Below are 22,822 nucleotides of genomic sequence, written 5' to 3'. Positions count from 1 at the left end.
GTGCTGGGCATGGAGAAGAGCACGCGCTTCTACCAGGCCTCGACCTCGGAGCTGTTCGGCGCCGTGGCCGAGACGCCGCAGCGCGAAAGCACGCCGTTTGCGCCGCGCAGCCCGTACGCGGCCGCCAAGCTGTACTCGTACTGGAGCGCCGTGAACTACCGGGAGGCCTACGGGATGCACGTGTCGAACGGCATCCTCTTCAACCACGAGTCGCCGCGCCGCGGCGAGACCTTCGTGACCCGCAAGATCACCCGCGCCGCCGCCCGTATCAAGCTGGGGCTGCAGGACCGTCTCTACCTGGGCAACCTGGACGCCAAGCGCGACTGGGGCTTTGCCGGTGATTACGTGGAGGCGATGTGGCGCATGCTGCAGTGCGAGACGCCGGGTGACTACGTGGTGGCCACCGGGGAGACCCACAGCGTGCGGGAGTTCGCCGAGCTGGTCTTCGCCCGGCTGGGCATGTCCCTTGCCTGGCAGGGGAGCGGCGAGCACGAGAAGGGGATCGACCAAAAGAGCGGCAAGGTGGTGATCGAGATCGACCCCCGCTACTTCCGCCCCGCCGAGGTCGACCTGCTGTTGGGCGACCCGTCCAAGGCCAAGCGCGAGCTCGGTTGGGAGGTCAACACCTCCTTCTCGCAGCTGGTCGACATGATGACCGACGCCGACCTCGAGCTGGCCGAAAGGGAGCTGCGCGCCAATGGATAAGGGAGCGAAGATCTACGTAGCGGGGCACCGCGGGCTGGTCGGCTCGGCCATCGTGAGGGAGCTGCAGCGCGAGGGGTACGGGAACCTGGTGCTTAAAACCAGCGCGGAGCTGGACCTGCGCGACCAGGCGGCCACCGCCCACTTCTTCAAGGAAGAGCGGCCGCAGTACGTCTTTTTGGCGGCGGCCAAGGTGGGCGGCATCGTCGCCAACAACAGCTACCCGGCCGACTTCATCTACGACAACCTGATGATCCAGAACAACGTGATCCACTCCAGCTACCTGAACGGGGTCACCAAGTTGCTGGTGCTGGGAAGCTCCTGCATCTACCCGAAGCTCGCCCCGCAGCCGATCCGCGAGGAGTCGCTTCTGACCGGGCCGCTGGAGCCCACCAACGAGCCGTACGCCATCGCCAAGATCGCCGGCATCAAGATGTGCCAGTCCTACAATCGCCAGTACGGCACCCGTTTTATCTCCGCCATGCCCACCAACCTGTACGGCCCCAACGACAACTTCGACCTCACCACCTCCCACGTGCTCCCCGCGCTGTTGAGGAAGTTCCACGAGGCGAAGGTCGCCGGGGCGGAAGAGGTGAGCGTGTGGGGAAGCGGCACCCCCTACCGCGAGTTCATCCATGTGAGCGACGTGGCCGAGGCCTCGCTCTTCCTGATGAAGAACTACGAGGGGTGGGAGCCGATCAACGTGGGGAGCGGCGAGGAGCTCACCATCAAGGATCTGGCCCTCAAGATAGGCAAGGTGGTCGGCTTCGATGGCCGCATCGTCTTCGACGCCTCCAAGCCGGACGGCACCCCCAGAAAGCTGTGCGACGTCTCGAAGATCCACGCCCTCGGCTGGCAGCACCGGATCGAACTGGACCAGGGGCTAAGAGATACCTACCAGTGGTATCTGGAAAACCGCCACTGAGCCGGAGATAACATGTGACGGCGGCAGGGTCCTTGTTGGCTCTGCCGCCTCCGCTCTTGCCGTTCGTACCTAAATGCCGGAGAAGTGTTGGGGGGGGGTGAAACCGTTCGTGCTGAGCCTGTCGAAGCCTGATCGCCAACGGCTTCCGGCCTGGTAAGCCGTGCAAGTTTCACGCACCCTTCGACAAGCTCAGGGCGAACGGCTTTTCGCTGCTTCCGCACCGTGACAGAAATGGTGCCCCATCCTCTCCCGGACCCCGGTGGAGCGCGCCTTCGGCGACTTCCGCACGGCCAAACTGCACCCTTCTTCAATCTTTGTGCCAAAAAGTGCCATCGACCTAAAATTGGCTTTACACCCATTTTTTATGATGATATACTTTGCGGCGAAATCATGCATAAACTCAATAAAATCAGGCGATTTCTCGCCGTGCTAGCCGTCCTGACCTCCCTTCTCGTGATTGCCACCATCGCCATCCGGTTGCGGCAGGGAAAAGCCCCCGACTTGGGGGTGGCGAAGCTCCCCGTGCAGGTCGATGTCTCTTTGCAGAAGATCCACTATACCGAGACCAAAGAAGGGGCCAAGCGCTGGGACCTTTCGGCCGAGCGCGCCGATTACAACAAGGAAACCGACACCACCTCGCTCTCCAAGGTCAAGCTGGTCGTGGACGGCGGAGACCACGTGGGCGAACTGCAAGTGACCGCAGACCGCGCCCAGTACCACAACAACACCCGCGACGTCCTGCTGGAAGGGAACGTGCGCGGGGTGGGCAGCAAGGGTGTCGAGTTCACCGCTCCCCGCATCACCTACCTGGCCGCCCGATCGCTCTTGCAAAGCGCCGACCGCGTGCACTTTGTGGACGGGGGGCTTGAGCTGGAGGGTGTCGGCATGGAGTTTCAGACCAAGACCCGGAGGTTGAAGTTGCTAAAGGATGTAACCGCCGTCTACCGGCCGCAGGTGGCCCGCTGATGCGCAAACTGTTCACGCTCGCTTTACTGCTGCTGCTCGCTTCCCCCGTCTGTGGTGCCCAGGCCGTGCGGAAAGAGCCGCTCAAGATAAAATCCGACACCCTGCAGACCGACAACCAGCAGAAGACCGCAGTCTTCGAAGGGAAGGTGGTCGCCCGCCAGGGGGACATGACCCTCTACGCCGATAAGGTGGTGGTGAGCTACAGCGGCGACGGCAAGGAGCTCTCCAAGGTGGAGGCCTTCGGCAACGTCCGCATCCTGCAGGGGAACCGGGAGGCTACCGGCGCCCACGGTATCTACGAGCCCAAGGAGGCCCGCATCATCCTGGACGGCTCGCCCAAGGTGGTGCAGGGGGACGACGTGGTCACCGGCAAGGTGATCACCTACTACGTCAACGAACAGCGGAGCGTGGTGACCAGCGGTCCGAAACAGCGGGTGGAGGCGATCATCCATCCGGGGGAGCAGCATGACGGCAAAAGCAAGCCGTAGCACGCTGCGGACCGAAGGGCTCGTCAAGGGGTTCAACAGCCGGATGGTGGTGAAGGGGGTCGACCTCTCGGTCTCCTCCGGCGAAGTGATCGGGCTTTTGGGGCCAAACGGCGCCGGCAAGACCACCACCTTCTACATGGTGGTGGGGCTCTGCCGCCCCGACAGCGGCCGGGTGCTCCTGGACGACGAGGCGATCACCGGACTCCCCATGTACCTCAGGGCCAGGCGCGGGATCAGCTACCTGCCGCAGGAGCCCTCGGTGTTCCGGCGCTTGAGCGTGCGGGACAACCTTTTGGCGGTGCTGGAGACCATGCCCCTTTCCACGGTGAGGCGCCGGGAGCGGGTGGAAGAGCTTTTGAGCGAGTTCCGCATCGAGCATATCGCCTCCAGCCGCGGCTTCGCGCTGTCGGGGGGCGAGCGGCGGCGGGTGGAGATCGCCCGGGCTCTGGCCACCGACCCGGCCTTCATCCTCCTGGACGAACCGTTCGCCGGCATCGACCCGATCGCGGTGATCGACATCCAGAACATCATCACCGAACTGAAGGGGAAGGGGCTCGGGGTGCTGATCTCGGACCACAACGTGAGGGAGACCCTGGGGGTCTGCGACAAGGCGTACATCATGAGCGCCGGCGAGGTGCTGGAATACGGCGACCCGCTGCAGATCTCCCAGAGCAAGAAGGCGCGCGAGATCTACCTCGGTGAGAAGTTCAGGCTTTAGAACCGGTTCTCGGTGTACAGCGACGATGGTGGCTCGCCTAGCGTACCGGGTCAGGCTATAATGGTTACAAGGATGATTTCACGGCTCCCATGAGGGTGCCTCGGCATAGGCCTTAACGTAGAACAGAGCACGTAAAGCGTAGAACTTGTTGTTCGATCGAGGAGTCAAAGAGGACTTATGGCTATAGAGATGCGCCAGCAGATGAAATTGAGTCAGCAACTGGTGATGACCCCCCAGCTGCAGCAGGCCATCAAGCTTCTCCAGCTCTCCCGTTTGGAACTGCAGGACGTGGTACGGCAGGAACTGGAGGAAAACCCCGTCCTCGACGAGGTGATCGACCAGGACGAGATCGTCCGTGATACCGAACAGCTGGAGTTGAGGGAGAAGGAGGTGGAGCCGGAGGCCCCCGCCAACGACTTCCAGGAAGTGCGGGCCGGCGAGGAGACCCGCGAGGCCGACTGGGATTCCTACATCGACGGCTACAACTACAGCTCGGGCGAGCAGTACTACGACGACGAGGACCGCCCCTCTTTCGAGAACCTCCTCACCAAGAAATCCACCCTGTTCGACCATCTCATCTGGCAGCTTTCCCTCACCCGCATCACCGAGCGGGAGACCGTGGTGGGAGCCGAGATCATCGGCAACATCGACGAGGACGGCTACCTGCGTGCCTCCTTGGAGGACGTGGCGCTCGCCTGCGCGGTGGTGGACCCCTTCCGCGAGGAGGTCTTCGACTGGTCCGGGCTTCCCGAGGATGCCCCCGCCGAGCAGGTGCAGGAGGCGACCGAAGGCTTCGCCGAGACGATCCTGGCGCCTTTGGCCGGCCGGGTCCTGAAGCGCATCCAGCAGTTCGACCCGGTGGGGGTGGGCGCGCGCGACCTGCGCGAGTGCCTCCTCTTGCAGGTGGCGAGCCTGGGGATGGAAGGGACCCTGGTGGAGTCCCTCTTGAAGGACCACCTGAAGGACCTGGAGGCGCGCCGCTACAAGCAGGCCGCCAAGGTGCTGGGGGTCGAGGTGGCCGACATCCTGACCGCCTCCAAGATCATCGCCGAGCTCGACCCGAAACCCGGGCGGGTATTCGGCTCAGACGACGTCCAGTACATCTCCGCGGACATCTTCGTGCACAAGGTGGGCGACGAGTACGTGGTGATGCTGAACGACGAGGGGATGCCCAACCTGCGCATCAACCCCCTCTACGCACCGGAGGCCAAGGCGAGCCGGGCGGTCGACAAGCAGGCGGAAGAGTACATAGGCGACAAGATGCGCTCCGCCATCTGGCTCATCAAGAGCATCCAGCAGCGCCAGCGCACGATCTTCAAGGTGGCCAAGAGCCTGGTCAAGTTCCAGCGCGACTTCCTGGACCGCGGCATCGAGTACCTGAAGCCTTTGGTCCTGCGCGACATCGCCGAGGACATCGGCATGCACGAGTCGACCATCAGCCGCGTCACCACCAACAAATATATGCAGACCCCGCAAGGGCTTTTCGAACTGAAATACTTCTTCAACTCCGGCATCTCCACCGGGGAGGGGGACTTCATCGCTTCGGAAAGCGTGAAGAGCAAGATCAAGGAGCTGGTGGACTCGGAGGATCCCAAGCGCCCGTACAGCGACCAGCGACTGGCAGAGCTCCTCTCCAACCACAACATCGTTATTGCACGGCGCACCGTGACGAAGTACCGCGAGATGCTGAGGATCGGTTCGTCGTCGGAGCGGAAGAAGCATTTCTGACGCGACGGTCCCTAGCAGGGGGCTTTCGCGTGTATTTACAATAAAGGGAGGTACCAGGTATGCAGATCACTACGACATTCAGGCACATGGAGCCAAGCGACGCTCTCAAGGGTTACGCGGAGGAAAAGCTGGAGAGGGTCAAGAAGTATATTGACGAGCCTATCGTCGTCCAGGTCTTCCTTACCGTTGAAAAGATCCGCCACTCGGCAGAGGTGACCATCACCGCCAAGGGGATCACCATCAAGGCCGCCGAAGAGAGCAACGACATGTACGCCTCCCTGGACGCTGTGTCCGATAAGATCGACAAGCAGCTGCGTCGCTTCAAGGAGCGCATCAAGGCCCACAAACCGACCGAAGGTCGCGCACGCACCGTGCAGAAGGCCATCGTGGAGGCGAGCAGCATAGAAGAAGCCAAGGAGCCGGTGATCATCAAGACCACCAGCTTCTCGATGAAGCCGATGTCCGTCGAAGAGGCGGTCATGCAGATGGAGCTTCTTCACAAGGACTTCCTGGTCTACACCGAGTCCTCCAGCGAGAACATCAACGTGATCTACCGCCGCAAAGACGGCAACTACGGTCTGATCGCTCCCGAAAACCCCTAGACAGCCGGCAACATGGGGAGGCGCCTTAAGGCGCCTCCCTCTCGCCTTCTCCCGCCTAAGGCGCCGTTGGAAAGGTCGAAGCAGTGACACTAATGAGCCTCACCATCAAGGATCTCCTGGAAGACAAGGCCTACGGCCTCGACCTGCAGCTCATCGGAGGGCAGGCGGGGCTCACCAACCGGCTCTACAGCTCCCGCATCCAAAAACCAGGCCTGGCGCTGACCGGCTACACCGAACATCTGCATCCCGACCGGGTCCAGGTGCTGGGGAACACCGAGATTTCCTACTTGCTGCAGCTCCCCGAAGCGGAGGGGCGCAAGTACATCGACCTGCTGTGCAGCTTTCCCATCGCCTGCTTCATCATCACGAAGGCGCTCGATCCCCCCAGCTTTCTGAAGGATTCTGCCCAGGCTGCCAACATCCCGCTGCTGGTCACCCATCACCAGTCCTCGACCTTCATCTCGCTGATCACCAAGTTCCTGGAGGAGAGCCTGCTCCCGACCACCCACATCCACGGCGTGCTGGTGGACGTGCTGGGGGTGGGGGTGCTCCTTTTGGGCAAGAGCGGCATCGGCAAGAGCGAGTGCGCGCTTGACCTGGTGATCCGCGGACACCGGCTGGTGGCCGACGACGTGATCCACATCAAGAAGAAGATGCCCGCCGCCCTGGTCGGCCAGGCAGGGGAGTCCATCGAGCACCACATGGAGATCCGCGGCCTGGGGATCATCAACATCAAGGACCTGTACGGGGTCTCCTCCATCAGGGAGAAGAAGATCATCGACATGGTGCTGGAGCTGGTGGAGTGGGATGCCAACCAGGAGTACGAGCGGCTGGGGATCGACGACCGGACCAAGACCATCCTGGGGGTGGAGCTGCCGCACCTACAGATCCCGGTCCGGCCTGGCCGAAACCTCACCTCCATCATCGAGGTGGCCGCCAGGAACTTCCTGTTGAAGGGGATGGGGTACCATTCGGCCCGCGAGTTCCACGAGAAGCTTTTGGCCCGCATCGAGGTGAGACCTTTGGGGAACGAGGTGGAATGACATGCGCATCGTGATCATCACCGGGCTCTCGGGCTCCGGAAAATCCACCGCCGTGCGCGCCCTGGAGGACGAGGGATTCTTCTGCCTGGACAACCTGCCGGTCTCCCTGGTGGCCACCTTCGTGGAACTCGCCGAGCACTCCCGTGAGGACATAAAAGACGTGGCGCTGGTGATGGACATCAGGAGTCGCGACTTCATCAAGGGGTACGACGAGGTCTTCCGGAAGCTCGCCGAGGCTGGGCACACCATCAAGATCATGTTCTTCGACGCCACCGACGAGGTGCTGATCAGGCGCTTCTCGGAGACCAGGCGCCGCCACCCTGCCCTGGAGGGGGGGACCGTTCCCGAAGGGATCCGCTTCGAGCGCGATCAGATGGCGGGCTTGAGGCGCATCGCCACCGCCATCATCGACACCTCCGAGATGAACGTGCACCGCTTGAAAGAAGTGGTGATCCAGAACGTGATGGGGGGCGAGAAGGGGATGGAGATGCAGGTGAACCTGCAGTCCTTCGGCTTCCGCTACGGCATCCCGCTGGAGTCGGACCTGGTGATGGACGTCCGGTTCCTCCCCAACCCCTACTTCGTGCCGGGCTTGCGGCAGTTTTCCGGGCTGGACCAGGGAGTCAAGGAGTTCGTGTTGAGCCAGGAGGAGACCATCGGTTTCCTGGAGCGCTTCCGGAGCATGCTGGAGTACCTGTTGCCGGGGTACTGCCGGGAGGGGAAATCCTACCTCTCGGTCTCCATCGGCTGCACCGGCGGACGTCACCGCTCGGTAGCCATCGCCGAGGAGCTGTACCACTACTTCAGGCAGAGAAGCGTCAATATTAAAATCACCCACAGGGACATCGACAAGGGGTAGGCAGAGATGATCGGATTGCTGGTGGTAGCGCACGCCGGGGTGGCCAGGGAACTTCTGGCCGCGGCGGAGATGATAGTAGGGAAACTCGAGCTTGCCGAGGCGGTCGGCGTGGACGCCGGCGCATCAGCCACCGAGGTGATGGACGCCATCAAGGAAGCCGTCGGCAGAGTCTCCGGCGACGGTTGCGTGGTGATGACCGACATGTTCGGCGGAACCCCGTCCAACATGAGCCTCTCCTTCCTCGAGGAGGGGAAGGTGGAGGTGGTGACCGGGGTGAACCTCCCCATGCTGATCCGCTTCACCCAGGACCGCGCACGCTGCGGCGTCCACGACCTGGCCCTGAAGCTGAGAGACAGCGGCCGGGACGGCATCTCCGTCGCCGGCGATTACCTGAAAAAATAACCTGAAAAACCGCCTCCAGCGTCCCCTTCCTTCAGGTGGAGGGGCAGGGTGAGGATGAGGTTCTCTATGATCCAAGGGGAATTCGTAATACCCAACAAGCTCGGGCTGCACGCCCGGGCCTCGGCGCTGCTGGTGAAGACCGCCAGCCGCTTCGCCTCCGACATCAAGATAGAGCGGGAGGGGGTCGAGGTCAACGGCAAGAGCATCATGGGGATCATGATGCTGGCTGCTGCAAAGGGGAGCACCATCGTGCTGAAGGTCGAGGGGGCTGATGAAGCCGAGGCATTCGCCTCCTTGGGGGATCTGATCCGCAATGGCTTCGGAGAAGAGTGAACCCAGACAGTTCAAAGGGATAGGTGCCTCGGCGGGGATCGCCATCGGCACCATCCGTATCACCGACCGGCGTCGGGTGACGGTCATGGAGATGCCGGTTGCCACCGAGCAGATCCCGGACGAGCTGCTGCGGCTTTCCAAGGCGATCGAGCGGGCCAAGTCCGACTTGGCGACCCTCAAGGACCAGCTGGCGGCCACCCACGGCCCCGAGCACCTCTGCGTGATAGACGCGCACCTGATGCTGCTCGACGACAGCATGCTGGTCGGCGAGACCACCCGCTACATCGAGACCCTCAGCATCAACGCCGAGGGGGCGCTCAAGCGCACCCTGGCCCGCTTCAAGGACTTCTTCCAGGCGGTCGAGGACGACTACCTGAAGGAGCGGGGCAACGACGTGGAGACCGTGGTCGAGCGGGTACTGCGCACCATGGTCGGCGCCAACCAGGAGCCCATCACCCGCCTGGGGGACGGCAAGGTCATCGTGGTGGCCCACGACCTCTCCCCGGCCGACATCCTGCAGGTCGACAAGTCCCAGGTGATCGGTTTCGCCACCGACCTGGGGGGGAAGACCTCCCACTCAGCCATCCTGGCCCGCTCCTTCGAGATCCCGGCGGTGGTCGGCCTCGAGAAGATCACCCAGGAGGTGACCGACGGCGAGCTGGCCATCGTGGACGGCGCCACCGGCACCATCATCATCAATCCCGACAACGAAAGATTCAAGGAGTACCTGAGCCTCAAGCACCGCTACGAGTACATCGAGCAGGAGCTTTTGAAGCTTAGGGACCTGCCGGCGGAGACCCTGGACGGGCACCGGATGCGGCTCAAGGGGAACGTCGAGTTCGTCGACGAGATCGCCGGCATCAACCGGCACGGCGGCGAGGGGGTCGGCCTCTACCGCACCGAGATGCTCTTCTTCAACCGCCTGGCGCTCCCCAGCGAGGAGGAGCAGTTCGAGGCTTACTCTACGGTGGTGAAGATGATGGCCCCCAGGCCGGTGACCATCAGGACGCTGGACGTGGGGGGCGACAAGTGCCTCAACGACCTGAACCTCACCGACGAGATGAACCCCGCCCTTGGCGTGCGGGCCATACGGCTTTCCCTGCGCCAGCCGGAGGCGTTCAAGGCGCAGCTGCGCGCCATCCTGCGTGCCAGCGCCTACGGCAAGGTACGACTCTTCTTCCCGATGGTCTCCGGCATCGACGAGGTGCGGGCGGCCAAGGCGCTCTTCGAGGAGGCCAAGCGCGAGCTGCGCGGCGTCCATCCGTTCGACGAGGAGCTGCCGGTGGGTATCATGATCGAGATCCCCTCCGCGGTGGTGATCGCCGACCTGTTAGCGGCCGAAGTCGATTTCTTCAGCGTGGGCACCAATGATCTCATCCAGTACACCCTGGCCATCGACCGCACCAACGAGCACCTCTCCACACTCTACGAGCCGCTGCATCCGGCGGTGCTCCGCTCCCTGAAGACGGTGGTGGATGCCGCACACGCGGCCGGCATCGAAGCCTGCATCTGCGGCGAGATGGCGGGCGAGCCCCAGTACCTCCCGGTCCTGTTGGGGCTTGGCTTCGACGAGCTCTCCATGAACGCCGTCTCCATCCCGCGCGTCAAGAAGGTGCTGAGACGCTGCACCATGGAGGCCGCCCAGGAGGTGGCCCGCAAGGTGCTGACCTTCCGCACCGCCAGCGAGGCCGAGTCGTACCTCAAAGGGGAGATCTCCGCCCGCTTCTCAGAGAGCTTCGATTGATAGATTCCGTGAAAGGTGAAGGGTGAAGGGTGGAGGGTGAATCCCCACCGTAAGATGAAAGTTGCCCTCGCGTCCCCTCCCCTTCAAGGGGAGGGACAGGGTGAGGATGGGGTTGTTCAGATTTTCTCTAGCAAAAGTTCCAGACAGGGGGCCAGCATCTTGCCGGCCCTCTTAGTGTTTGAGGCAAGTCTTAACAGCTGAGGGATGATCCAGGGGCGTTTCGCCAGGCACCACAGAACGCGGCCGATTCTGATGTTGAGTTCGGCGTCGCAAAATTCCTCCAGCGAAAAGCCCAACTCCTCGTCCGCCGCGTCGCTTATCCCCCTCACCGCCACAACAGGGATCCCCGCCCGCCTAGCCGTCGCCGCCACCGCAGCAGTCTCCATCTCCAGCACCGGGTTCGTCATCCCCGGGAACTTCTCCGCGACCTCTTTCTTGTTCATGATCGAAGCCGCGGTGATGAAGGTGCCGCGCTTGAGCGCGATGCCGGCGGACCGGCAACTCTCGATCAGCGGATCGCAGAGAGCCGGGTCGCAGCCTGCCGCCTCGCTCACTCCGCCAGTCTCCAGCAGCAACACCCGTTCAGCCAGCACCAGTTCACCGACCTCCAGACCCGGCAGCACCCCACCGCCAAAGCCGAAGTTGACGATCACGCGGAGTGATTCCTGCTCGATCAGAAGCTTCGTTGCGGCAGCCGCGTGCTTGGGACCCATACCGGACTCTACCAGTACCACCGGAGTTCCCCCGCCCGTGCTGAATCGGTAGACGTTGAAGCCACCGACTTTATCCTTCCGGACATCCCGTACCCGCCCAAGCAGAGGAGCGATCTCCTCCGGCATGGCGGCGATGACGCCGATGCAATCTTTGTTCATGGTTTCTGGCTCCTGACCGGAAAAAGCAATCCCCCCTGTCCCCCCTTTATCAAGGGGGGAACGCGATGGCGGGAGATCATCCTTCTGGGCGTGGTCCTACAGCGTCCCCTCCCCTTCAAGGGGAGGGACAGGGTGAGGATGGGGTGCGCAGGCAATGGGGCACTTTAACAGACCCCTCCGGCCGCCGCAACTTAATAGATGCTGGGGCTTTAGCCTTGACAAAAACCAGTCGCGGCCTTATTGTGACGGATTGTTTTTTCTGATTTGTCACACCCCTGGAGGGACGTATTAATATGAAACCCCTATTCCTAAATCCGCCGACCTTCGAGGATTTCGACGGCGGCGCCGGCGCGCGTTATCAGGCTTCCCGCGAGGTGACCTCTTTCTGGTTCCCCACCTGGCTCACCTATCCGGCCGGCATGATCGAGGGCTCCCGCGTGGTGGACGCCCCCGTGCAGAAGCTGGACATGGACGCCTGCCTCGCCATCGCCAAGGATTTCGACCTGGTGGTGATGTACACCTCCACCCCGACGCTCGCCATCGACGTGGAGACTGCCCGTAAGATCAAGGCGCAAAAGCCCTCCACGGTCACGGTGCTCACCGGCCCGCACGTCACCATCCTCCCCGAGGACAGCCTCCGCTTCGCGGCTGGCGCGGTGGATATCGTCTGCCGGGGCGAGTTCGACTACCAGATCGTGGAACTCTGCCAGGGCAAACCGTGGGCAGAGGTGGACGGCATCAGCTTCTTGAAAGACGGCCAGGCCGTGCACACCAAGGACCGGCCGCTTCTCACCGACCTGGACAGCCTGCCGTTCTCCAGCCAGATCTACAAGCGGGACCTTCCGGTGGAGGAGTACATAATCCCCCATATCAAGCACCCGTACGTCTCCATCTACACCAGCCGCGGCTGCCCGGCCCGCTGCGTCTTCTGCCTCTGGCCGCAGACCTACTCCGGCCACAAGATGAGGACCAGGAGCCCGCAGAACGTCTACGAGGAAGTGAAGTGGATCAAGGAGAACCTCCCGCAGGTGAGGGAGATTTCCTTCGACGACGACACCTTCAGCGCCGACAAGCGGCACGCTGTAGAAGTCTCCCGGCTGATCAAGCCGCTCAACGTCTCCTGGGTCATCAACGCCCGGGCGAACTGCGACTACGACACGCTGAAGGAGATGCGCGACGCCGGTCTTCATCACGTGATCGTCGGCTACGAGTCCGGCAACGAGCAGATCCTGAAGAACATCAAGAAAGGGGTGACCAAGGCGCAGGCCATCGAGTTCACCCGCAACTGCAAGAAGCTCGGCATCACCATCCACGGTGCCTTCATTATGGGGCTTCCCGGCGAAACCCGGGAGACCATCCAGGAGACCATCAAGTACGCGATCTCGCTCGACCTCGACTCCATCCAGGTCTCGCTCGCCTCGCCGTACCCGGGCACCGAGTTCTACGCCCTGGCCAAGAAGGAAGGTTGGATCGCCTCCGACAGCTTCCTCGATGCCGACGGCCACCAGAAGTGCGTCATCAACTACCCGAACCTCTCCAACCAGGAGATCTTCGACGCGGTGGAGATGTTCTACAAGAAGTTCTACTTCCGTCCGCGCTACATCCTGCGGAGCATCTTCAAGATGATCATCGACTCGGAGACCCGCAAGCGCCTGCTGAAGGAAGGGGCGCAGTACTTCGAGTACATGAAGAAGCGCAGAGAGATGAAGATGTAATGGGGCTGAAAGAGCTCATCGTAAACGCCGACGACTTCGGCCTCTCCAGCGGTGCCAACCGCGGCATCATCAAGGCGTGGCAGGAAGGGATCCTCACCAGCACCTCGCTCATGGTGGGTGGCCTCGCCTTCGAGGAGGCCGTTGCTCTCGCCAAGGAGAATCCCGGCCTGCAGGTGGGGCTGCACCTGACCCTGGTGCAGGGGCGCTCCGCGCTGGAGCGTGGCGGGCTGCCGCCCCTGGCCGATGCCGACGGCAACTTCGGCAACGACCCCGTCATGGCCGGGATGCGCTACTTCTTCCTCAAGCCGCTCAGGAAGAAGATCTACCGCGAGATCGAGGCGCAGATCACCCGTTTCCTGGATACCGGCCTCCCCCTAAGCCATGTCGACGGGCACCTGAACATCCACATGCACCCGGTGGTCTTCGACATCCTCTGCGAGCTGATGCCCAAGTACGGCATCCAGAGCTTCCGGTTGTCGCGCGAGAACCTCTCCGCCAACCTGGCGGTCGACCGCCAGAGGGTGCTCGGCAAATGTGCCGACGCCTTCATCTTCGCCTCTCTGGCGAAGCGCTGCCGCCCGATGCTGGACCGGCTCGGCCTCGGCTACGCCGGCGAAGTGAAGGGGCTTTTAAACTCCGGGCGCATGACCGAGGATTACCTGCTGAGCGCCCTGGACAGCCTGGATGAAGGGCTCAGCGAGATCTACTTCCATCCGGGGTGCCGCCCCTGCCCGGAACTGGACCGCTGGATGCCGACCTACCGGCACGATGACGAGCTTGTGGCACTGACCAGCCGGAAGGTGATGGAGAAGATGGCCAGGCTCGGCATCACGTTGAGAAACTATCGTGGAGAGGTGAAAAGCTATGCTTAAGACTGTGGTCGTCATGCTGATGGCGGTGACCGCCGGTACCATCGGTGACCTGCTGCTGGCCCGCGGCATGAAGGAACTCGGGGACCTTTCCACCATGAACCTGAAGACGATCTTCAACGTTTTCCTGCAGGCGCTCACCTCGCCCAAGCTGGTTTTCGGCACCTGCTTCCTCGCCGTTTTCTTCTTCCTCTGGCTCGCCGTCCTCTCCTGGGAAGACCTCTCGGTCGCCCTCCCCATGCAGGCCCTCAATTACATCCTGGTGGCCTTCCTTTCCCAGTATTTCCTGCACGAGATGGTGAGCCCGCTGCGCTGGGCGGGCACCGTGCTGGTCGCCATAGGTGTGATGATGATCACAAAAAGTGGTGGTGCCTGACCTTTTCAACGCTGCATTCACTACTTGCAGGGATCCGCGCATCATTTTAAACTTGAAAAGATGTGCGCCTTTTCGCTAAGCTGTAGCCATGAAAAAGCTCACCCTGTTGGCCCTTTGCACCTTTTTGCTGGTTCCCTTCTCTGCTGGACGCGCCCTCGCCCTTACCCCGTCTGAAAGGCTTGTCTACGACGTCAGCTGGACCGGGGTGAAAGCCGCCACCGCCGTGCAGGAAGTTACCACCAAAGGCAACGACGTCCACATCGTCTCCACCACCCGCTCCGCAAGCTGGTTGAACGCCTTCTTCAAGGTGAACGACAGGGTCGAATCGGTGCTCGCCAAAAACGAGGGCGCCGAGTTGATGGTGCCCAAGTACTACCGGGAGCAGATCAACGAAGGCGGCTTCCACACCCACAAGGAAGTCCACTTCGACTCCCGGAACAGCAAGGTCGAGCTCAAGGACCATCTGAAAAAGACGGAAAGGGTCGATATGGTCAGCCAGAGGACCTTCGACAGCCTCTCCAGCGTCTACATGGTGCGTAATATGGAGTTGGTGGTCGGCAAGTCCATCTTCATCGACATCTACGACTGCAAGCGGCTCTGGAATACGGAGGTGCAGGTGGTCGGGCGGGAAGAGGTGAAGACACCACTGGGGCGCTTCAAGACCATCGTGGTGAAGCCGCTGCTCAAGTGCGACGGTTTCTTCGCCAGGACCGGTGACGTCACCGTCTGGCTCACCGACGATGACAAGCGCATCCCGGTGAAGATGACCACCAAGGTGAAGATCGGCAAGATCACCGCCACCTTGGTGGGCGGGAGCTACTGGCCCAACGTCGAGGAGTGACGGCTCCCCATCCAATGAGAAAAGGCCCCAAGCGCAGAGCTGCTTGGGGCCTTTTTTGCTGGTTCAGCGCGGATTTCGGAATGACTTGTTTGGGGGATCCTCTACCGACTTATCAAGCTCTCAACCGACTGTACCCTTCCCCGAGTTTCCCTGATCAGCCTTTTTGTTGATGCGGCGCTGTCGAGCCTCCTTCAACTTTCTCCTTCGATCTGTACGATGATCCGCCCGGGGCTTCCCACTCTGGCGATCAGGATTTCCCCCTTGCCCCGGTTGATGTTGTCGACCCGGTAGCTCCTGCCGTCGAACTCGATGGCGGCCCCTTCCTTCAGTTCCTTGATCCTCAGCCGCTTGACGCTGTCCGCCGATTCTCCGTTCGCCGACCAGTACTCGAGACAGATCACCCAACATGCCGTCAGCAGCACGGCCAGGATCAACGCCATCACGAGGTAATCGGCCAAAGCCAGTGTTGCTCCGCCGTTTGCCAACAGATGCGCGGTGAAGGCGACGCTCAGGCAGCCGTCGGCGACCAGGGCTCCCAAGGCGGTTTCAACCCGCCCGCTCTTCCAAACAGTTTTCCCCATCCTCATTCCATTCCTGAACATTGCATTTCACACGCAGCTCGCCGATATCGGCAGGAAGCCCACTGTCTGCTCGATGCATGCCAGCAGCACTGCGGCCTGAAAGGCAGCAGCGGCGCGCCTCTGAGCGGAGACCATAACGGCTATATGGTGAAATGGCGGGGAAATGTGGTGAAATGGCTGGAAATAAAATGGCCCTCCCGGTGAAGGGGAGGGCCGTGGGGATGTTGGGAAATGGTAACCGAGGAAACGGAGATGTCTAGAACTCGGCGTGTTTCGGTGTCCTCGGGAATGGGATGACGTCCCTGATGTTATCCATGCCGGTCAGGTACATGATCAGGCGCTCGAAGCCGAGGCCGAAGCCGGCGTGCGGCGTGGAGCCCCAGCGCCTGGTATCGAGGTACCAGGAGAGGGATTCCGGGGCGATGCCGGTGTCGATCATCCTTTGTGTGAGCCGGTCGAGCCTCTCCTCGCGCTGGCTGCCGCCTATGATCTCGCCCACCTTGGGGACCAGCAGGTCCATGGCGGCTACCGTTCTCCCGTCGTCGTTCATCCTCATGTAGAAGGCCTTGATGTCCTTGGGATAGTTGACGATAAAGACCGGCCCTCCCACCACCTGTTCGGTCAGGTAGCGCTCGTGCTCCGACTGCAGGTCGAGTCCCCACTCCACCGGGAACTGGAAGCTCTCCGGCGCCTTCTTCAGCCTCTCAATGGCCTCCGTATAGTCCATCCTGGCGAAGTTGGCGGTAGCCACCCCCTCGATCCGCTCGATCAGCCCCTTGTCGATCTGGGCGTTGAAGAACTTCATCTCCTCGTCGCAGCTGTTGAGCGCGAAGGTGCAGAGTCGCTTCATGAACGCCTCGGCGAGGTCGGCATCATCGTTGAGATCGGCGAAGGCCATCTCCGGCTCGATCATCCAGAACTCGGCGGCGTGGCGGGAGGTGTTGGAGTTCTCCGCCCGGAAGGTGGGGCCGAAGGTGTAGATATCCGAGAAGGCCTGGGCGAAGAGTTCCCCTTCCAACTGGCCGCTGACGGTGAGACCGGTGGCCCTGCCGAAGAAGTCCTCGGAAAAATCGATCTCCCCGTTCACCAGAGGGGGCTTGGCCAGATCCAGGGTGGTGACCCGGAAGAGTTCACCCGCACCTTCACAGTCGTTGGCGGTGATGATGGGGGTGTGCACGTAGAGGAAGCCGCGCTCGGCGAAGAAGCGGTGGACCTCCTGGGCGAGCGCCGACCTGACCCGGAAGACGGCGCCGAAGGTGTTGCTGCGCAGCCTGAGGTGGGCGATGGTGCGCAGGAACTCGAAACTGTGGCGCTTCTTCTGCATCGGGTACTCTGGGTCCGCCTCCCCGACGACCTCGACCCGGAGCGCCTTCAGCTCCAAGGCCTGGCCTGCCGCCGGCGATTCCTGCAGGACACCTCCCACCGCGATGGCGGCTCCGGTCCCCAGGCGGCTCACCTCGTCGAAGTTGGGGAGCTCCGGCTCCGCCACCACCTGTATCCCCGCCAGCGAGGAGCCGTCGTTAAGGGCGATGAAGGTGACCCCCTTGCCGGTCCTCACGCTTCTCACCCATCCCTTGAGCAGGAACTCCTGCCCGGCGCGACCCTCGGCCAGTGCCTGTTTCACCCGAATTCTTCCAGTCATAGTGGCTACTCCGCTATCGGTGTTGTAGGATTCATTATTTATAGCATATCCGGGCGGTAGGGGCAAAATGCTTACACCTGTTCTGCCTTTATCCCTATCATCCTGTCCATCCCCGTTAAGTTGGAGATTGCAGTGCCGGCAAAACCACGTTGACACCGCTTTCTGCCTCGTATAATTTGAGAGCCATGATGAGACTGTTATTGGCGATGATTTTCCTGTTGATGGTGGCGGGGCCCGGATTGGCGGCCAACTCGTCGGTGAATTTCGGCGGGGTGGGGATCGACGGCGTACCGAGGGCGGACGGCACCATCGTGGTGAGGCAACTCGTGGAGGGAGGGCCCGCGCAGCTTGCGGGGATGAGGACGGGCGACATCATCACCCAGATCGACAGCACGTCCACCTTCGGCAGCAATTTCAAGGACATGGTGGAACATCACCTGAGGGGCCGTGCGGGGACGCCGGTGTTGATCAGGGTGAGCCGGCCGGGAACCGCCAAGCCGATCTCTTTCAGGATGATACGGCGGCAACTGACGCTGCCGGAGGCGAGGAAAAAACAAAAGGGAGAGTAACCATGAGACTCTTTGCTGCAGTTGTCCTGGCTTTGTGTCTGAGCATTCCGTCCCTGGCGGCCTCGACCAGTCCCGGTTCTCTGCCGCAAAGCACGCTGAGCTCCCAAAGCTCCCTTGCTCCCCCTTCTCGCAGTGTCAGCACGCTGAGTGTCCCACTCTCCCAGACCCAACTCCCAGAGCACATCGCTCCCGCCCTGGTCTATCCCAAGATAGTACTCTACTCCGTCTCCTGGTGCCCGCACTGCAAGGCCGCCAAGGAGTACTTCACCAAGAACAACATCCCCTTCATCAACCGCGACGTGGAGATCGACAGCGAAGCCTACAGACTGCTCACCAGCAAGTACAAGAGCCAGGGAGTACCGGTGATCGTGATCGGCGATGACCAGGAGATAATCAGGGGGTTCGACGAGAAGAGCTTTGAGAAAACGCTGGAGAGATACAAGAAATGACAGAATGGAAATCGCTGCCGGTCAGAAGGGTCTGAACGTAGAACATTAACAGAGAACTTAGAGCGGCTCCGTTTCTCTGAGAATGTCGAAGAGGGTGTCCACCAGCAATGGGGCTAGGTTCTTCGACTTCATTGTGCCAAGAGTGCTGAAGAGCTCGTCCCGGCTGAGCCCCTTCCGGTAAGGACGGTCCATGGTGAGGGCATCACAGATATCGGCGGCCGAGACGATCTGTGCCTCCAGTGGGATTTTTTCCCCCTCCAGCCCGAAAGGGTAGCCTTTGCCGTCGAAGCGCTCGTGATGGTACAGCACTATCTCCTGAACCGTGCCGGACAGATTCGCCTTCCGCACCACTTCGCGACCCCACTCCGGGTGCTTCTTGATGACCTGAAACTCCTCCTCGCTCAACCCCCGCTCCGCGTTCAGAATGGCCTCCGGGACGCCGATCTTGCCGCAGTCGTGCAGCCAGCTCCCGTACCTGATCTGCCGGCGGACCTCCTCCGGCACCCGCAAGGCCTCTGCCAGCTGCAGCGCCAGGGTTGCAACCCGGTCGCAGTGCCCCTTGGTGGAGGCGTCCTTGAGTTCTATGGTCTGGGCCAGCGAGTAGAGGATGAACTCGTCCTCCCGTTTGAGTGACTGCAGCACCCGGTAGCGTCGCAGTCCGTCCTTCACCGCCCGCATCATGTCGGCACTTTTCCACGGCTTCAGCACGAAACGGAAGACCTCGCCGCTGTTGATGGCCTCCAGCGTGGTGGAAAGGTCGGCACGCCCGGTGACCATGATCTTCACGGTGTGCGGGGAGAGCTCCTTGATCCGTGCCAGCAGTTCGACGCCGCGCATGCCGGGCATCTCGTTGTCCGAGACCACCACCGCTACCGACTGCCGTTGGACCAGTTTCAGTGCCTCCAGCGGCGAACTGGCGGTAAGGATGTCCAGCCCTCTGTTCCTGAAGATGCTGCTGGTGTAGGCGAGGTAGTTCTCCTCATCGTCCACGAACAGGACCGTCTCCTGCACTCTTTCCTTCACCATCATCATCGCCCCGCTCGTCGCTCATTAAACCTTCAGCCTTCCTTATCGGCAGCTCTACCGATCATTAAAGGGAAAAGGCACGCCGGCCCCCCGATTCAGGTACACCCTCCGGAACTTCATTAGATTGGCAGCGCCCGCGAGCTTGGCTAAGGGTGCTTGACAACAAGGTTAACAGCGGTACCATCCAAGGCGGAAGATGTTCGGCTGCCCCCCTCTCATGGGAGAAGCGGCAGCTCAACCGGAAACCAAGGGGGCGGCTCATGCTGGTAACAAAGACCTGGTACACCATCGAAGAAGCGGTAGCGAAGTTCGGAGTGGAAGAGGACCGGCTGCGGGTCTGGATCTCGGAGGGGGTGATCAGGACCGAAGACGAAAACGGGGAGATAGCCCGGGTGAACGGCGACGACGTGGAGCTGAAAATCGAAGAGTTGACCGGGATCTGAAAAACCCCTTTAAAAATCGGCCTGATGGTTCAAGGTGTTGGCTGCCCTGCCGATATGGTAACTGTGTCCGCCAAATGTCAAGCGGGCGCGAGTTATCCGACGGAGGTGGTTAATGGGTGAGCTGTACGTACCCGTCAATATCGAAACCATTCAGGCCGAAGTTTTTCCGGACGTCGCCCTCTACATCCGTAGCGGCGGCAAGTTCATCCTGTACAAGAGTCACGGGCATAACTTCTCCAAGCAGGACGCAACCCGCCTGATCGAGAACAACGTCGACGTCCTTTTCGTGAGTCCGCAGGACCTGGAAGTGATCACCACCTTCATGGAAAACAACGCGGACAGCATCCTCAAAGACGACAGACTCAACTCCCAGACCAAGGGCAAGATCATCTACCAGACGTCGATCAACTTCGTCGGCGACCTGTTCGAGCACCCCGAGAAGGTCTCCGACTTCTCGCGCAGCAGGCGACTGGTAGAGAACCTCCTCAAGTATCTCTCCAGCGACTGCAACAGCCTCCAATCCCTGGAGAGCGTCATCTCCCACAACTACTACACCTTCGTCCATAGCCTGCAGGTGGCGGCCCTTTCCGTGCTGTTGCACTCCGAGGCCTACCTCTTGTCTCACGACGAGATGCTGGACGTCGGCATCGGCACTCTGCTGCACGATTTCGGCAAGGTCTTCCTCTCCCAGGAGATCCTGAACAAGGACGGCAAGCTGAGCCAGGCCGAGCTGAGCGCCTATCGCAACCATCCGGAACAGGGGTATCAGTACCTCAAGAAGCACACCAGGCTTTCCGACATCTCGCTGGGGGTCGTCCGTCACCACCACGAGCGCAATAACGGCAAGGGGTACCCGCACGGGCTGACGGCGATGGCCATCTCGCGCAGCGCCCAGGTGGCCGCCATCTGCGACGTCTACTGCAACCTGACCATCGACCGCACCTGCAGGAAGGCGCTCTCGCCATCGATGGCCGTACACCTCATGAAGCAGGAGATGAAGGATTCCTTCAACGAACGGCTGCTCGACGTGCTGGACGGCATCGTCTGCACCGACAACCCGGCCCAATTCCTTTGATCGGCACCGGTTCCCAGTGATCCGGTGAAACAGTAGCACCAACGTTACAGCCGCGGCAATCGGGCCGCGAGGGGGAGGACGCCATGGCGACCATCAGCTTCGAAGAGATCATGTTCACCATCATGTCCGCCACCCAGGACACCTTTAAGAGCTACATGGGGACCGACATCTTCGCCGGCAAGGTCGAGAAGAAGATCAACCCGATGCAAAGCGACGTGGTGGGGATCGTGGGGGTGGCAGGCGACCGGGTCGGCTACATACTGGTGGCCACCGAGCGGGGCTCGGCCGAGCAGCTCGCCAAGGAACTCCTCATGCTGGAGGAGGCGGACGAGGAATCGATCAACGACGCGGTGGGCGAGGTCACCAACAACATCGCCGGCGTCTTCAAGACCAAGTATCACGAGCAGTACGGCAGCGTCGCCCTCGGTCTGCCGCTGGTGGTCTCCGGCCGCATCCGTCCCATCGCCGAAGTCGCCGACGCCCCGCGCAAGGGAGATGACGGCAGCATGAGCGTGCAGTGCAAAGGGGTCACCATCCCCTTCACCACCATGGACGGCAGGATCTCCTTCCGGGTGATGGTGTACATGTAAATCATCCTTCTCCTCCTTCTCAATCCCCCTGCCAACCCACCCTCGCCCTCCGGGAGAGGGCAGGGGTGAGGGAAGTCTCGTCGAAGATACCGCGCTTCCCTTACCTGAAAGCTGCCACCTGCCTTCCCTTTTACCCGCAGTCGCCTCCCTAAACGTCGGTTATCTGTCATAATATCCTGATCACATGATGCCCTGCGTAACTGCCGTGATTACGACGGCTCGACGCTCGATAACCTTTACAACAGAAAGGACCAGAACCCATGAGCAAAATGATCGGCATTCTGACTTCCGGTGGTGACAGTCCTGGCCTCAACGCGGCCATCCGCGGGGTAGGCAAGGCGCTTTTGGGGCGCTATGACATGAAGGTGCTTGGCTTCCGCGACGGATTCCGGGGGATGATGGAGAACCGGACCCAACTGCTCGATTCCAAGGCGCTCTCCGGCATCCTCACCATGGGGGGCACCATCCTGGGCACCAGCCGTGACAAGCCCTTCGCCATGCCGGTGGCCGGCAAGATGATGGACATGACCGAGGTCATCGTCGATAACTACCGGAAGCACCACCTGGATGCCTTGGTCTGCCTGGGAGGGGGCGGCACGCAGAAAAACGCCTACCACCTGATGAAGCAGGGGCTGAACGTGATCACCCTTCCCAAGACCATCGACAACGACGTCGCCATGACTGACGTCTCCTTCGGCTACGATACCGCCCTCGGCATCGCCACCGAGGCTATCGACCGCCTGCACAGCACCGCCCACAGCCATCACCGTATCCTGATCCTGGAGCTGATGGGCAACAAGGCCGGCTGGCTCGCGCTGGGGGCGGGGATTGCCGGCGGCGCAGACGTCATCCTGATCCCGGAAATCCCCTACGACGTGAAGAAGGTGGCCGCCGCCATCCTGCGGCGCAGCCACAACGGGCAGGGCTTCAGCATCATCGCCGTCGCGGAGGGTGCCATGTCGCTGGAAGAGGCCATGAAGGCGGAGGCCGCCAAGGCAAAGGACAAGGAGAAGGAGAAGGAGAAGGGCAAGGGGGGTAAGCAGAAGGAGCAGAAAAAAGGGCCGGTGGAAGGAGGCGTCGCCGCAGGACACATGCCGGGCAAGAGTCTGCGCCTGGCCCAGCAGTTGGAAGAGTTGACCAGGCTGGAGTCGCGCCTCACCATTCTCGGTCACCTTCAACGCGGTGGAACCCCTTCCGCGGCAGACCGTTTGCTCGCCACGCGGCTGGGAACCGCTTGCGCCGAAATGATCAACAAGGGTGAATT

At 61.6% G+C, this 22,822-nt stretch carries 26 protein-coding genes; 22 read left to right on the top strand and 4 right to left on the bottom strand.

Translation table 11 applies throughout. The features are described 5' to 3' along the window. From VJ604_RS05290 to ptsP, 12 genes are all read left to right on the top strand, one after another. A partial coding sequence (locus tag VJ604_RS05290; RefSeq protein ID WP_324080332.1) for a GDP-mannose 4,6-dehydratase occupies positions 1 to 705 on the top strand: 705 nt, incomplete at its 5' end. Then, positions 698 to 1,627 (top strand): GDP-L-fucose synthase, encoded by a 930-nt coding sequence (gene fcl / locus VJ604_RS05285; RefSeq protein ID WP_324080331.1) that lies wholly within the window; start codon positions 698 to 700, stop codon positions 1,625 to 1,627. The genes VJ604_RS05290 and fcl, both read left to right, overlap by 8 nt. 390 nt (positions 1,628 to 2,017) lie before the next feature. After that, positions 2,018 to 2,593, top strand: coding sequence for an LPS export ABC transporter periplasmic protein LptC (gene lptC / locus VJ604_RS05280; protein WP_324080330.1), 576 nt, complete (start codon positions 2,018 to 2,020; stop codon positions 2,591 to 2,593). Beyond that, on the top strand, positions 2,593 to 3,081 hold the full coding sequence (gene lptA, locus VJ604_RS05275; RefSeq protein WP_324080329.1) for a lipopolysaccharide transport periplasmic protein LptA: 489 nt from the start codon (positions 2,593 to 2,595) through the stop codon (positions 3,079 to 3,081). The genes lptC and lptA overlap by 1 nt, the downstream gene beginning before the upstream one ends. After that, on the top strand, positions 3,059 to 3,799 hold the full coding sequence (gene lptB, locus VJ604_RS05270) for an LPS export ABC transporter ATP-binding protein (RefSeq protein WP_324080328.1): 741 nt from the start codon (positions 3,059 to 3,061) through the stop codon (positions 3,797 to 3,799). Before lptA ends, lptB begins: the two co-directional genes overlap by 23 nt. 177 nt (positions 3,800 to 3,976) lie before the next feature. Then, complete coding sequence (gene rpoN / locus VJ604_RS05265; protein ID WP_324080327.1) at positions 3,977 to 5,527, top strand: RNA polymerase factor sigma-54; 1,551 nt, start codon at positions 3,977 to 3,979, stop codon at positions 5,525 to 5,527. Positions 5,528 to 5,586: 59 nt separating this feature from the next. Continuing rightward, positions 5,587 to 6,129: a ribosome hibernation-promoting factor, HPF/YfiA family gene (gene hpf / locus VJ604_RS05260; protein WP_324080326.1), complete on the top strand. Its 543-nt coding sequence runs from the start codon at positions 5,587 to 5,589 to the stop codon at positions 6,127 to 6,129. Positions 6,130 to 6,221: 92 nt separating this feature from the next. After that, positions 6,222 to 7,172, top strand: coding sequence for an HPr(Ser) kinase/phosphatase (gene hprK / locus VJ604_RS05255; protein ID WP_324080325.1), 951 nt, complete (start codon positions 6,222 to 6,224; stop codon positions 7,170 to 7,172). Position 7,173: 1 nt separating this feature from the next. Continuing rightward, the gene (gene rapZ, locus VJ604_RS05250) at positions 7,174 to 8,031 is read left to right on the top strand and encodes an RNase adapter RapZ (protein ID WP_324080324.1); all 858 of its coding nucleotides are present in this window, start codon (positions 7,174 to 7,176) and stop codon (positions 8,029 to 8,031) included. 6 nt (positions 8,032 to 8,037) lie between these two features. Further along, positions 8,038 to 8,433: a PTS sugar transporter subunit IIA gene (locus tag VJ604_RS05245; RefSeq protein ID WP_324080323.1), complete on the top strand. Its 396-nt coding sequence runs from the start codon at positions 8,038 to 8,040 to the stop codon at positions 8,431 to 8,433. Positions 8,434 to 8,499: 66 nt separating this feature from the next. After that, on the top strand, positions 8,500 to 8,766 hold the full coding sequence (locus tag VJ604_RS05240) for an HPr family phosphocarrier protein (protein ID WP_324080322.1): 267 nt from the start codon (positions 8,500 to 8,502) through the stop codon (positions 8,764 to 8,766). Beyond that, the gene (ptsP, locus tag VJ604_RS05235; protein WP_324080321.1) at positions 8,747 to 10,510 is read left to right on the top strand and encodes a phosphoenolpyruvate--protein phosphotransferase; all 1,764 of its coding nucleotides are present in this window, start codon (positions 8,747 to 8,749) and stop codon (positions 10,508 to 10,510) included. The genes VJ604_RS05240 and ptsP overlap by 20 nt, the downstream gene beginning before the upstream one ends. 116 nt (positions 10,511 to 10,626) lie before the next feature. On the opposite strand, the gene VJ604_RS05230 is transcribed toward ptsP, so the two are convergent. After that, the gene (locus tag VJ604_RS05230) at positions 10,627 to 11,382 is read right to left on the bottom strand and encodes a phosphorylase family protein (protein WP_324080320.1); all 756 of its coding nucleotides are present in this window, start codon (positions 11,380 to 11,382) and stop codon (positions 10,627 to 10,629) included. Between the two features lie 293 nt (positions 11,383 to 11,675). Here VJ604_RS05230 and hpnJ point away from each other — a divergent pair, with 293 nt between their 5' ends. The 4 genes from hpnJ to VJ604_RS05210 all read left to right on the top strand — a co-directional run bounded on the left by hpnJ (position 11,676) and on the right by VJ604_RS05210 (position 15,183). Beyond that, a complete protein-coding gene (hpnJ, locus tag VJ604_RS05225; protein WP_324080319.1) occupies positions 11,676 to 13,097 on the top strand; it encodes a hopanoid biosynthesis associated radical SAM protein HpnJ in 1,422 nt (473 codons plus the stop codon). Positions 13,098 to 13,102: 5 nt separating this feature from the next. Beyond that, positions 13,103 to 13,969, top strand: coding sequence for a hopanoid biosynthesis-associated protein HpnK (hpnK, locus tag VJ604_RS05220; RefSeq protein ID WP_324080334.1), 867 nt, complete (start codon positions 13,103 to 13,105; stop codon positions 13,967 to 13,969). Then, positions 13,962 to 14,342: an EamA family transporter gene (locus VJ604_RS05215; RefSeq protein ID WP_324080318.1), complete on the top strand. Its 381-nt coding sequence runs from the start codon at positions 13,962 to 13,964 to the stop codon at positions 14,340 to 14,342. Before hpnK ends, VJ604_RS05215 begins: the two co-directional genes overlap by 8 nt. A gap of 88 nt (positions 14,343 to 14,430) precedes the next feature. Continuing rightward, positions 14,431 to 15,183, top strand: a complete 753-nt coding sequence (locus tag VJ604_RS05210) for a DUF3108 domain-containing protein (RefSeq protein ID WP_324080317.1) — start codon at positions 14,431 to 14,433, stop codon at positions 15,181 to 15,183. 191 nt (positions 15,184 to 15,374) lie between these two features. On the opposite strand, the gene VJ604_RS05205 is transcribed toward VJ604_RS05210, so the two are convergent. Both VJ604_RS05205 and asnS read right to left on the bottom strand, forming a co-directional pair. Further along, positions 15,375 to 15,764, bottom strand: a complete 390-nt coding sequence (locus tag VJ604_RS05205) for a hypothetical protein (RefSeq protein ID WP_324080316.1) — start codon at positions 15,762 to 15,764, stop codon at positions 15,375 to 15,377. 256 nt (positions 15,765 to 16,020) lie between these two features. Continuing rightward, positions 16,021 to 17,406, bottom strand: coding sequence for an asparagine--tRNA ligase (asnS, locus tag VJ604_RS05200; RefSeq protein ID WP_324080315.1), 1,386 nt, complete (start codon positions 17,404 to 17,406; stop codon positions 16,021 to 16,023). A 206-nt stretch (positions 17,407 to 17,612) separates the two neighbouring features. On the opposite strand from asnS, the gene VJ604_RS05195 reads away from it, so the two are divergent. Together VJ604_RS05195 and VJ604_RS05190 are read left to right on the top strand one after the other, a co-directional pair. Then, positions 17,613 to 17,975, top strand: coding sequence for a S41 family peptidase (locus tag VJ604_RS05195; RefSeq protein WP_324080333.1), 363 nt, complete (start codon positions 17,613 to 17,615; stop codon positions 17,973 to 17,975). 2 nt (positions 17,976 to 17,977) lie between these two features. Beyond that, positions 17,978 to 18,424: a glutaredoxin domain-containing protein gene (locus tag VJ604_RS05190; protein WP_324080314.1), complete on the top strand. Its 447-nt coding sequence runs from the start codon at positions 17,978 to 17,980 to the stop codon at positions 18,422 to 18,424. 57 nt (positions 18,425 to 18,481) lie between these two features. Here VJ604_RS05190 and VJ604_RS05185 read toward each other — a convergent pair whose 3' ends face one another. Beyond that, positions 18,482 to 19,450, bottom strand: coding sequence for an HD-GYP domain-containing protein (locus VJ604_RS05185; protein ID WP_324080313.1), 969 nt, complete (start codon positions 19,448 to 19,450; stop codon positions 18,482 to 18,484). A gap of 260 nt (positions 19,451 to 19,710) precedes the next feature. On the opposite strand from VJ604_RS05185, the gene VJ604_RS05180 reads away from it, so the two are divergent. The 4 genes from VJ604_RS05180 to VJ604_RS05165 form a co-directional block, all read left to right on the top strand. Beyond that, positions 19,711 to 19,893, top strand: a complete 183-nt coding sequence (locus VJ604_RS05180; protein ID WP_324080312.1) for a MerR family transcriptional regulator — start codon at positions 19,711 to 19,713, stop codon at positions 19,891 to 19,893. A 112-nt stretch (positions 19,894 to 20,005) separates the two neighbouring features. Then, the gene (locus VJ604_RS05175) at positions 20,006 to 20,968 is read left to right on the top strand and encodes an HD-GYP domain-containing protein (RefSeq protein WP_324080311.1); all 963 of its coding nucleotides are present in this window, start codon (positions 20,006 to 20,008) and stop codon (positions 20,966 to 20,968) included. A gap of 83 nt (positions 20,969 to 21,051) precedes the next feature. Beyond that, entirely contained in the window at positions 21,052 to 21,558 is a 507-nt protein-coding gene (locus VJ604_RS05170) for a chemotaxis protein CheX (protein ID WP_324080310.1), read from the top strand. A 260-nt stretch (positions 21,559 to 21,818) separates the two neighbouring features. Then, on the top strand, positions 21,819 to 22,822 hold a 1,004-nt coding region (locus tag VJ604_RS05165; protein WP_324080309.1), incomplete at its 3' end, for an ATP-dependent 6-phosphofructokinase.

This window comes from Geomonas sp., assembly GCF_035254065.1.
Lineage (GTDB): Bacteria > Desulfobacterota > Desulfuromonadia > Geobacterales > Geobacteraceae > Geomonas.
Note: the sequence above shows the minus strand (reverse complement) of the source record. Positions and strands in the feature narration are given on the sequence as shown.

Bases quoted from the DNA above. Each gene is read 5' to 3' on its own strand.
- fcl (WP_324080331.1), top strand. From the start codon at position 698: ATGGATAAGGGAGCGAAGATCTACGTAGCGGGGCACCGCGGGCTGGTC.
- lptC (WP_324080330.1), top strand. From the start codon at position 2,018: ATGCATAAACTCAATAAAATCAGGCGATTTCTCGCCGTGCTAGCCGTC.
- lptA (WP_324080329.1), top strand. From the start codon at position 2,593: ATGCGCAAACTGTTCACGCTCGCTTTACTGCTGCTGCTCGCTTCCCCC.
- lptB (WP_324080328.1), top strand. From the start codon at position 3,059: ATGACGGCAAAAGCAAGCCGTAGCACGCTGCGGACCGAAGGGCTCGTC.
- rpoN (WP_324080327.1), top strand. From the start codon at position 3,977: ATGGCTATAGAGATGCGCCAGCAGATGAAATTGAGTCAGCAACTGGTG.
- hpf (WP_324080326.1), top strand. From the start codon at position 5,587: ATGCAGATCACTACGACATTCAGGCACATGGAGCCAAGCGACGCTCTC.
- hprK (WP_324080325.1), top strand. From the start codon at position 6,222: ATGAGCCTCACCATCAAGGATCTCCTGGAAGACAAGGCCTACGGCCTC.
- rapZ (WP_324080324.1), top strand. From the start codon at position 7,174: ATGCGCATCGTGATCATCACCGGGCTCTCGGGCTCCGGAAAATCCACC.
- VJ604_RS05245 (WP_324080323.1), top strand. From the start codon at position 8,038: ATGATCGGATTGCTGGTGGTAGCGCACGCCGGGGTGGCCAGGGAACTT.
- VJ604_RS05240 (WP_324080322.1), top strand. From the start codon at position 8,500: ATGATCCAAGGGGAATTCGTAATACCCAACAAGCTCGGGCTGCACGCC.
- ptsP (WP_324080321.1), top strand. From the start codon at position 8,747: ATGGCTTCGGAGAAGAGTGAACCCAGACAGTTCAAAGGGATAGGTGCC.
- VJ604_RS05230 (WP_324080320.1), bottom strand. From the start codon at position 11,382: ATGAACAAAGATTGCATCGGCGTCATCGCCGCCATGCCGGAGGAGATC.
- hpnJ (WP_324080319.1), top strand. From the start codon at position 11,676: ATGAAACCCCTATTCCTAAATCCGCCGACCTTCGAGGATTTCGACGGC.
- VJ604_RS05215 (WP_324080318.1), top strand. From the start codon at position 13,962: ATGCTTAAGACTGTGGTCGTCATGCTGATGGCGGTGACCGCCGGTACC.
- VJ604_RS05210 (WP_324080317.1), top strand. From the start codon at position 14,431: ATGAAAAAGCTCACCCTGTTGGCCCTTTGCACCTTTTTGCTGGTTCCC.
- VJ604_RS05205 (WP_324080316.1), bottom strand. From the start codon at position 15,764: ATGGGGAAAACTGTTTGGAAGAGCGGGCGGGTTGAAACCGCCTTGGGA.
- asnS (WP_324080315.1), bottom strand. From the start codon at position 17,406: ATGACTGGAAGAATTCGGGTGAAACAGGCACTGGCCGAGGGTCGCGCC.
- VJ604_RS05195 (WP_324080333.1), top strand. From the start codon at position 17,613: ATGATTTTCCTGTTGATGGTGGCGGGGCCCGGATTGGCGGCCAACTCG.
- VJ604_RS05190 (WP_324080314.1), top strand. From the start codon at position 17,978: ATGAGACTCTTTGCTGCAGTTGTCCTGGCTTTGTGTCTGAGCATTCCG.
- VJ604_RS05185 (WP_324080313.1), bottom strand. From the start codon at position 19,450: ATGGTGAAGGAAAGAGTGCAGGAGACGGTCCTGTTCGTGGACGATGAG.
- VJ604_RS05180 (WP_324080312.1), top strand. From the start codon at position 19,711: ATGCTGGTAACAAAGACCTGGTACACCATCGAAGAAGCGGTAGCGAAG.
- VJ604_RS05175 (WP_324080311.1), top strand. From the start codon at position 20,006: ATGGGTGAGCTGTACGTACCCGTCAATATCGAAACCATTCAGGCCGAA.
- VJ604_RS05170 (WP_324080310.1), top strand. From the start codon at position 21,052: ATGGCGACCATCAGCTTCGAAGAGATCATGTTCACCATCATGTCCGCC.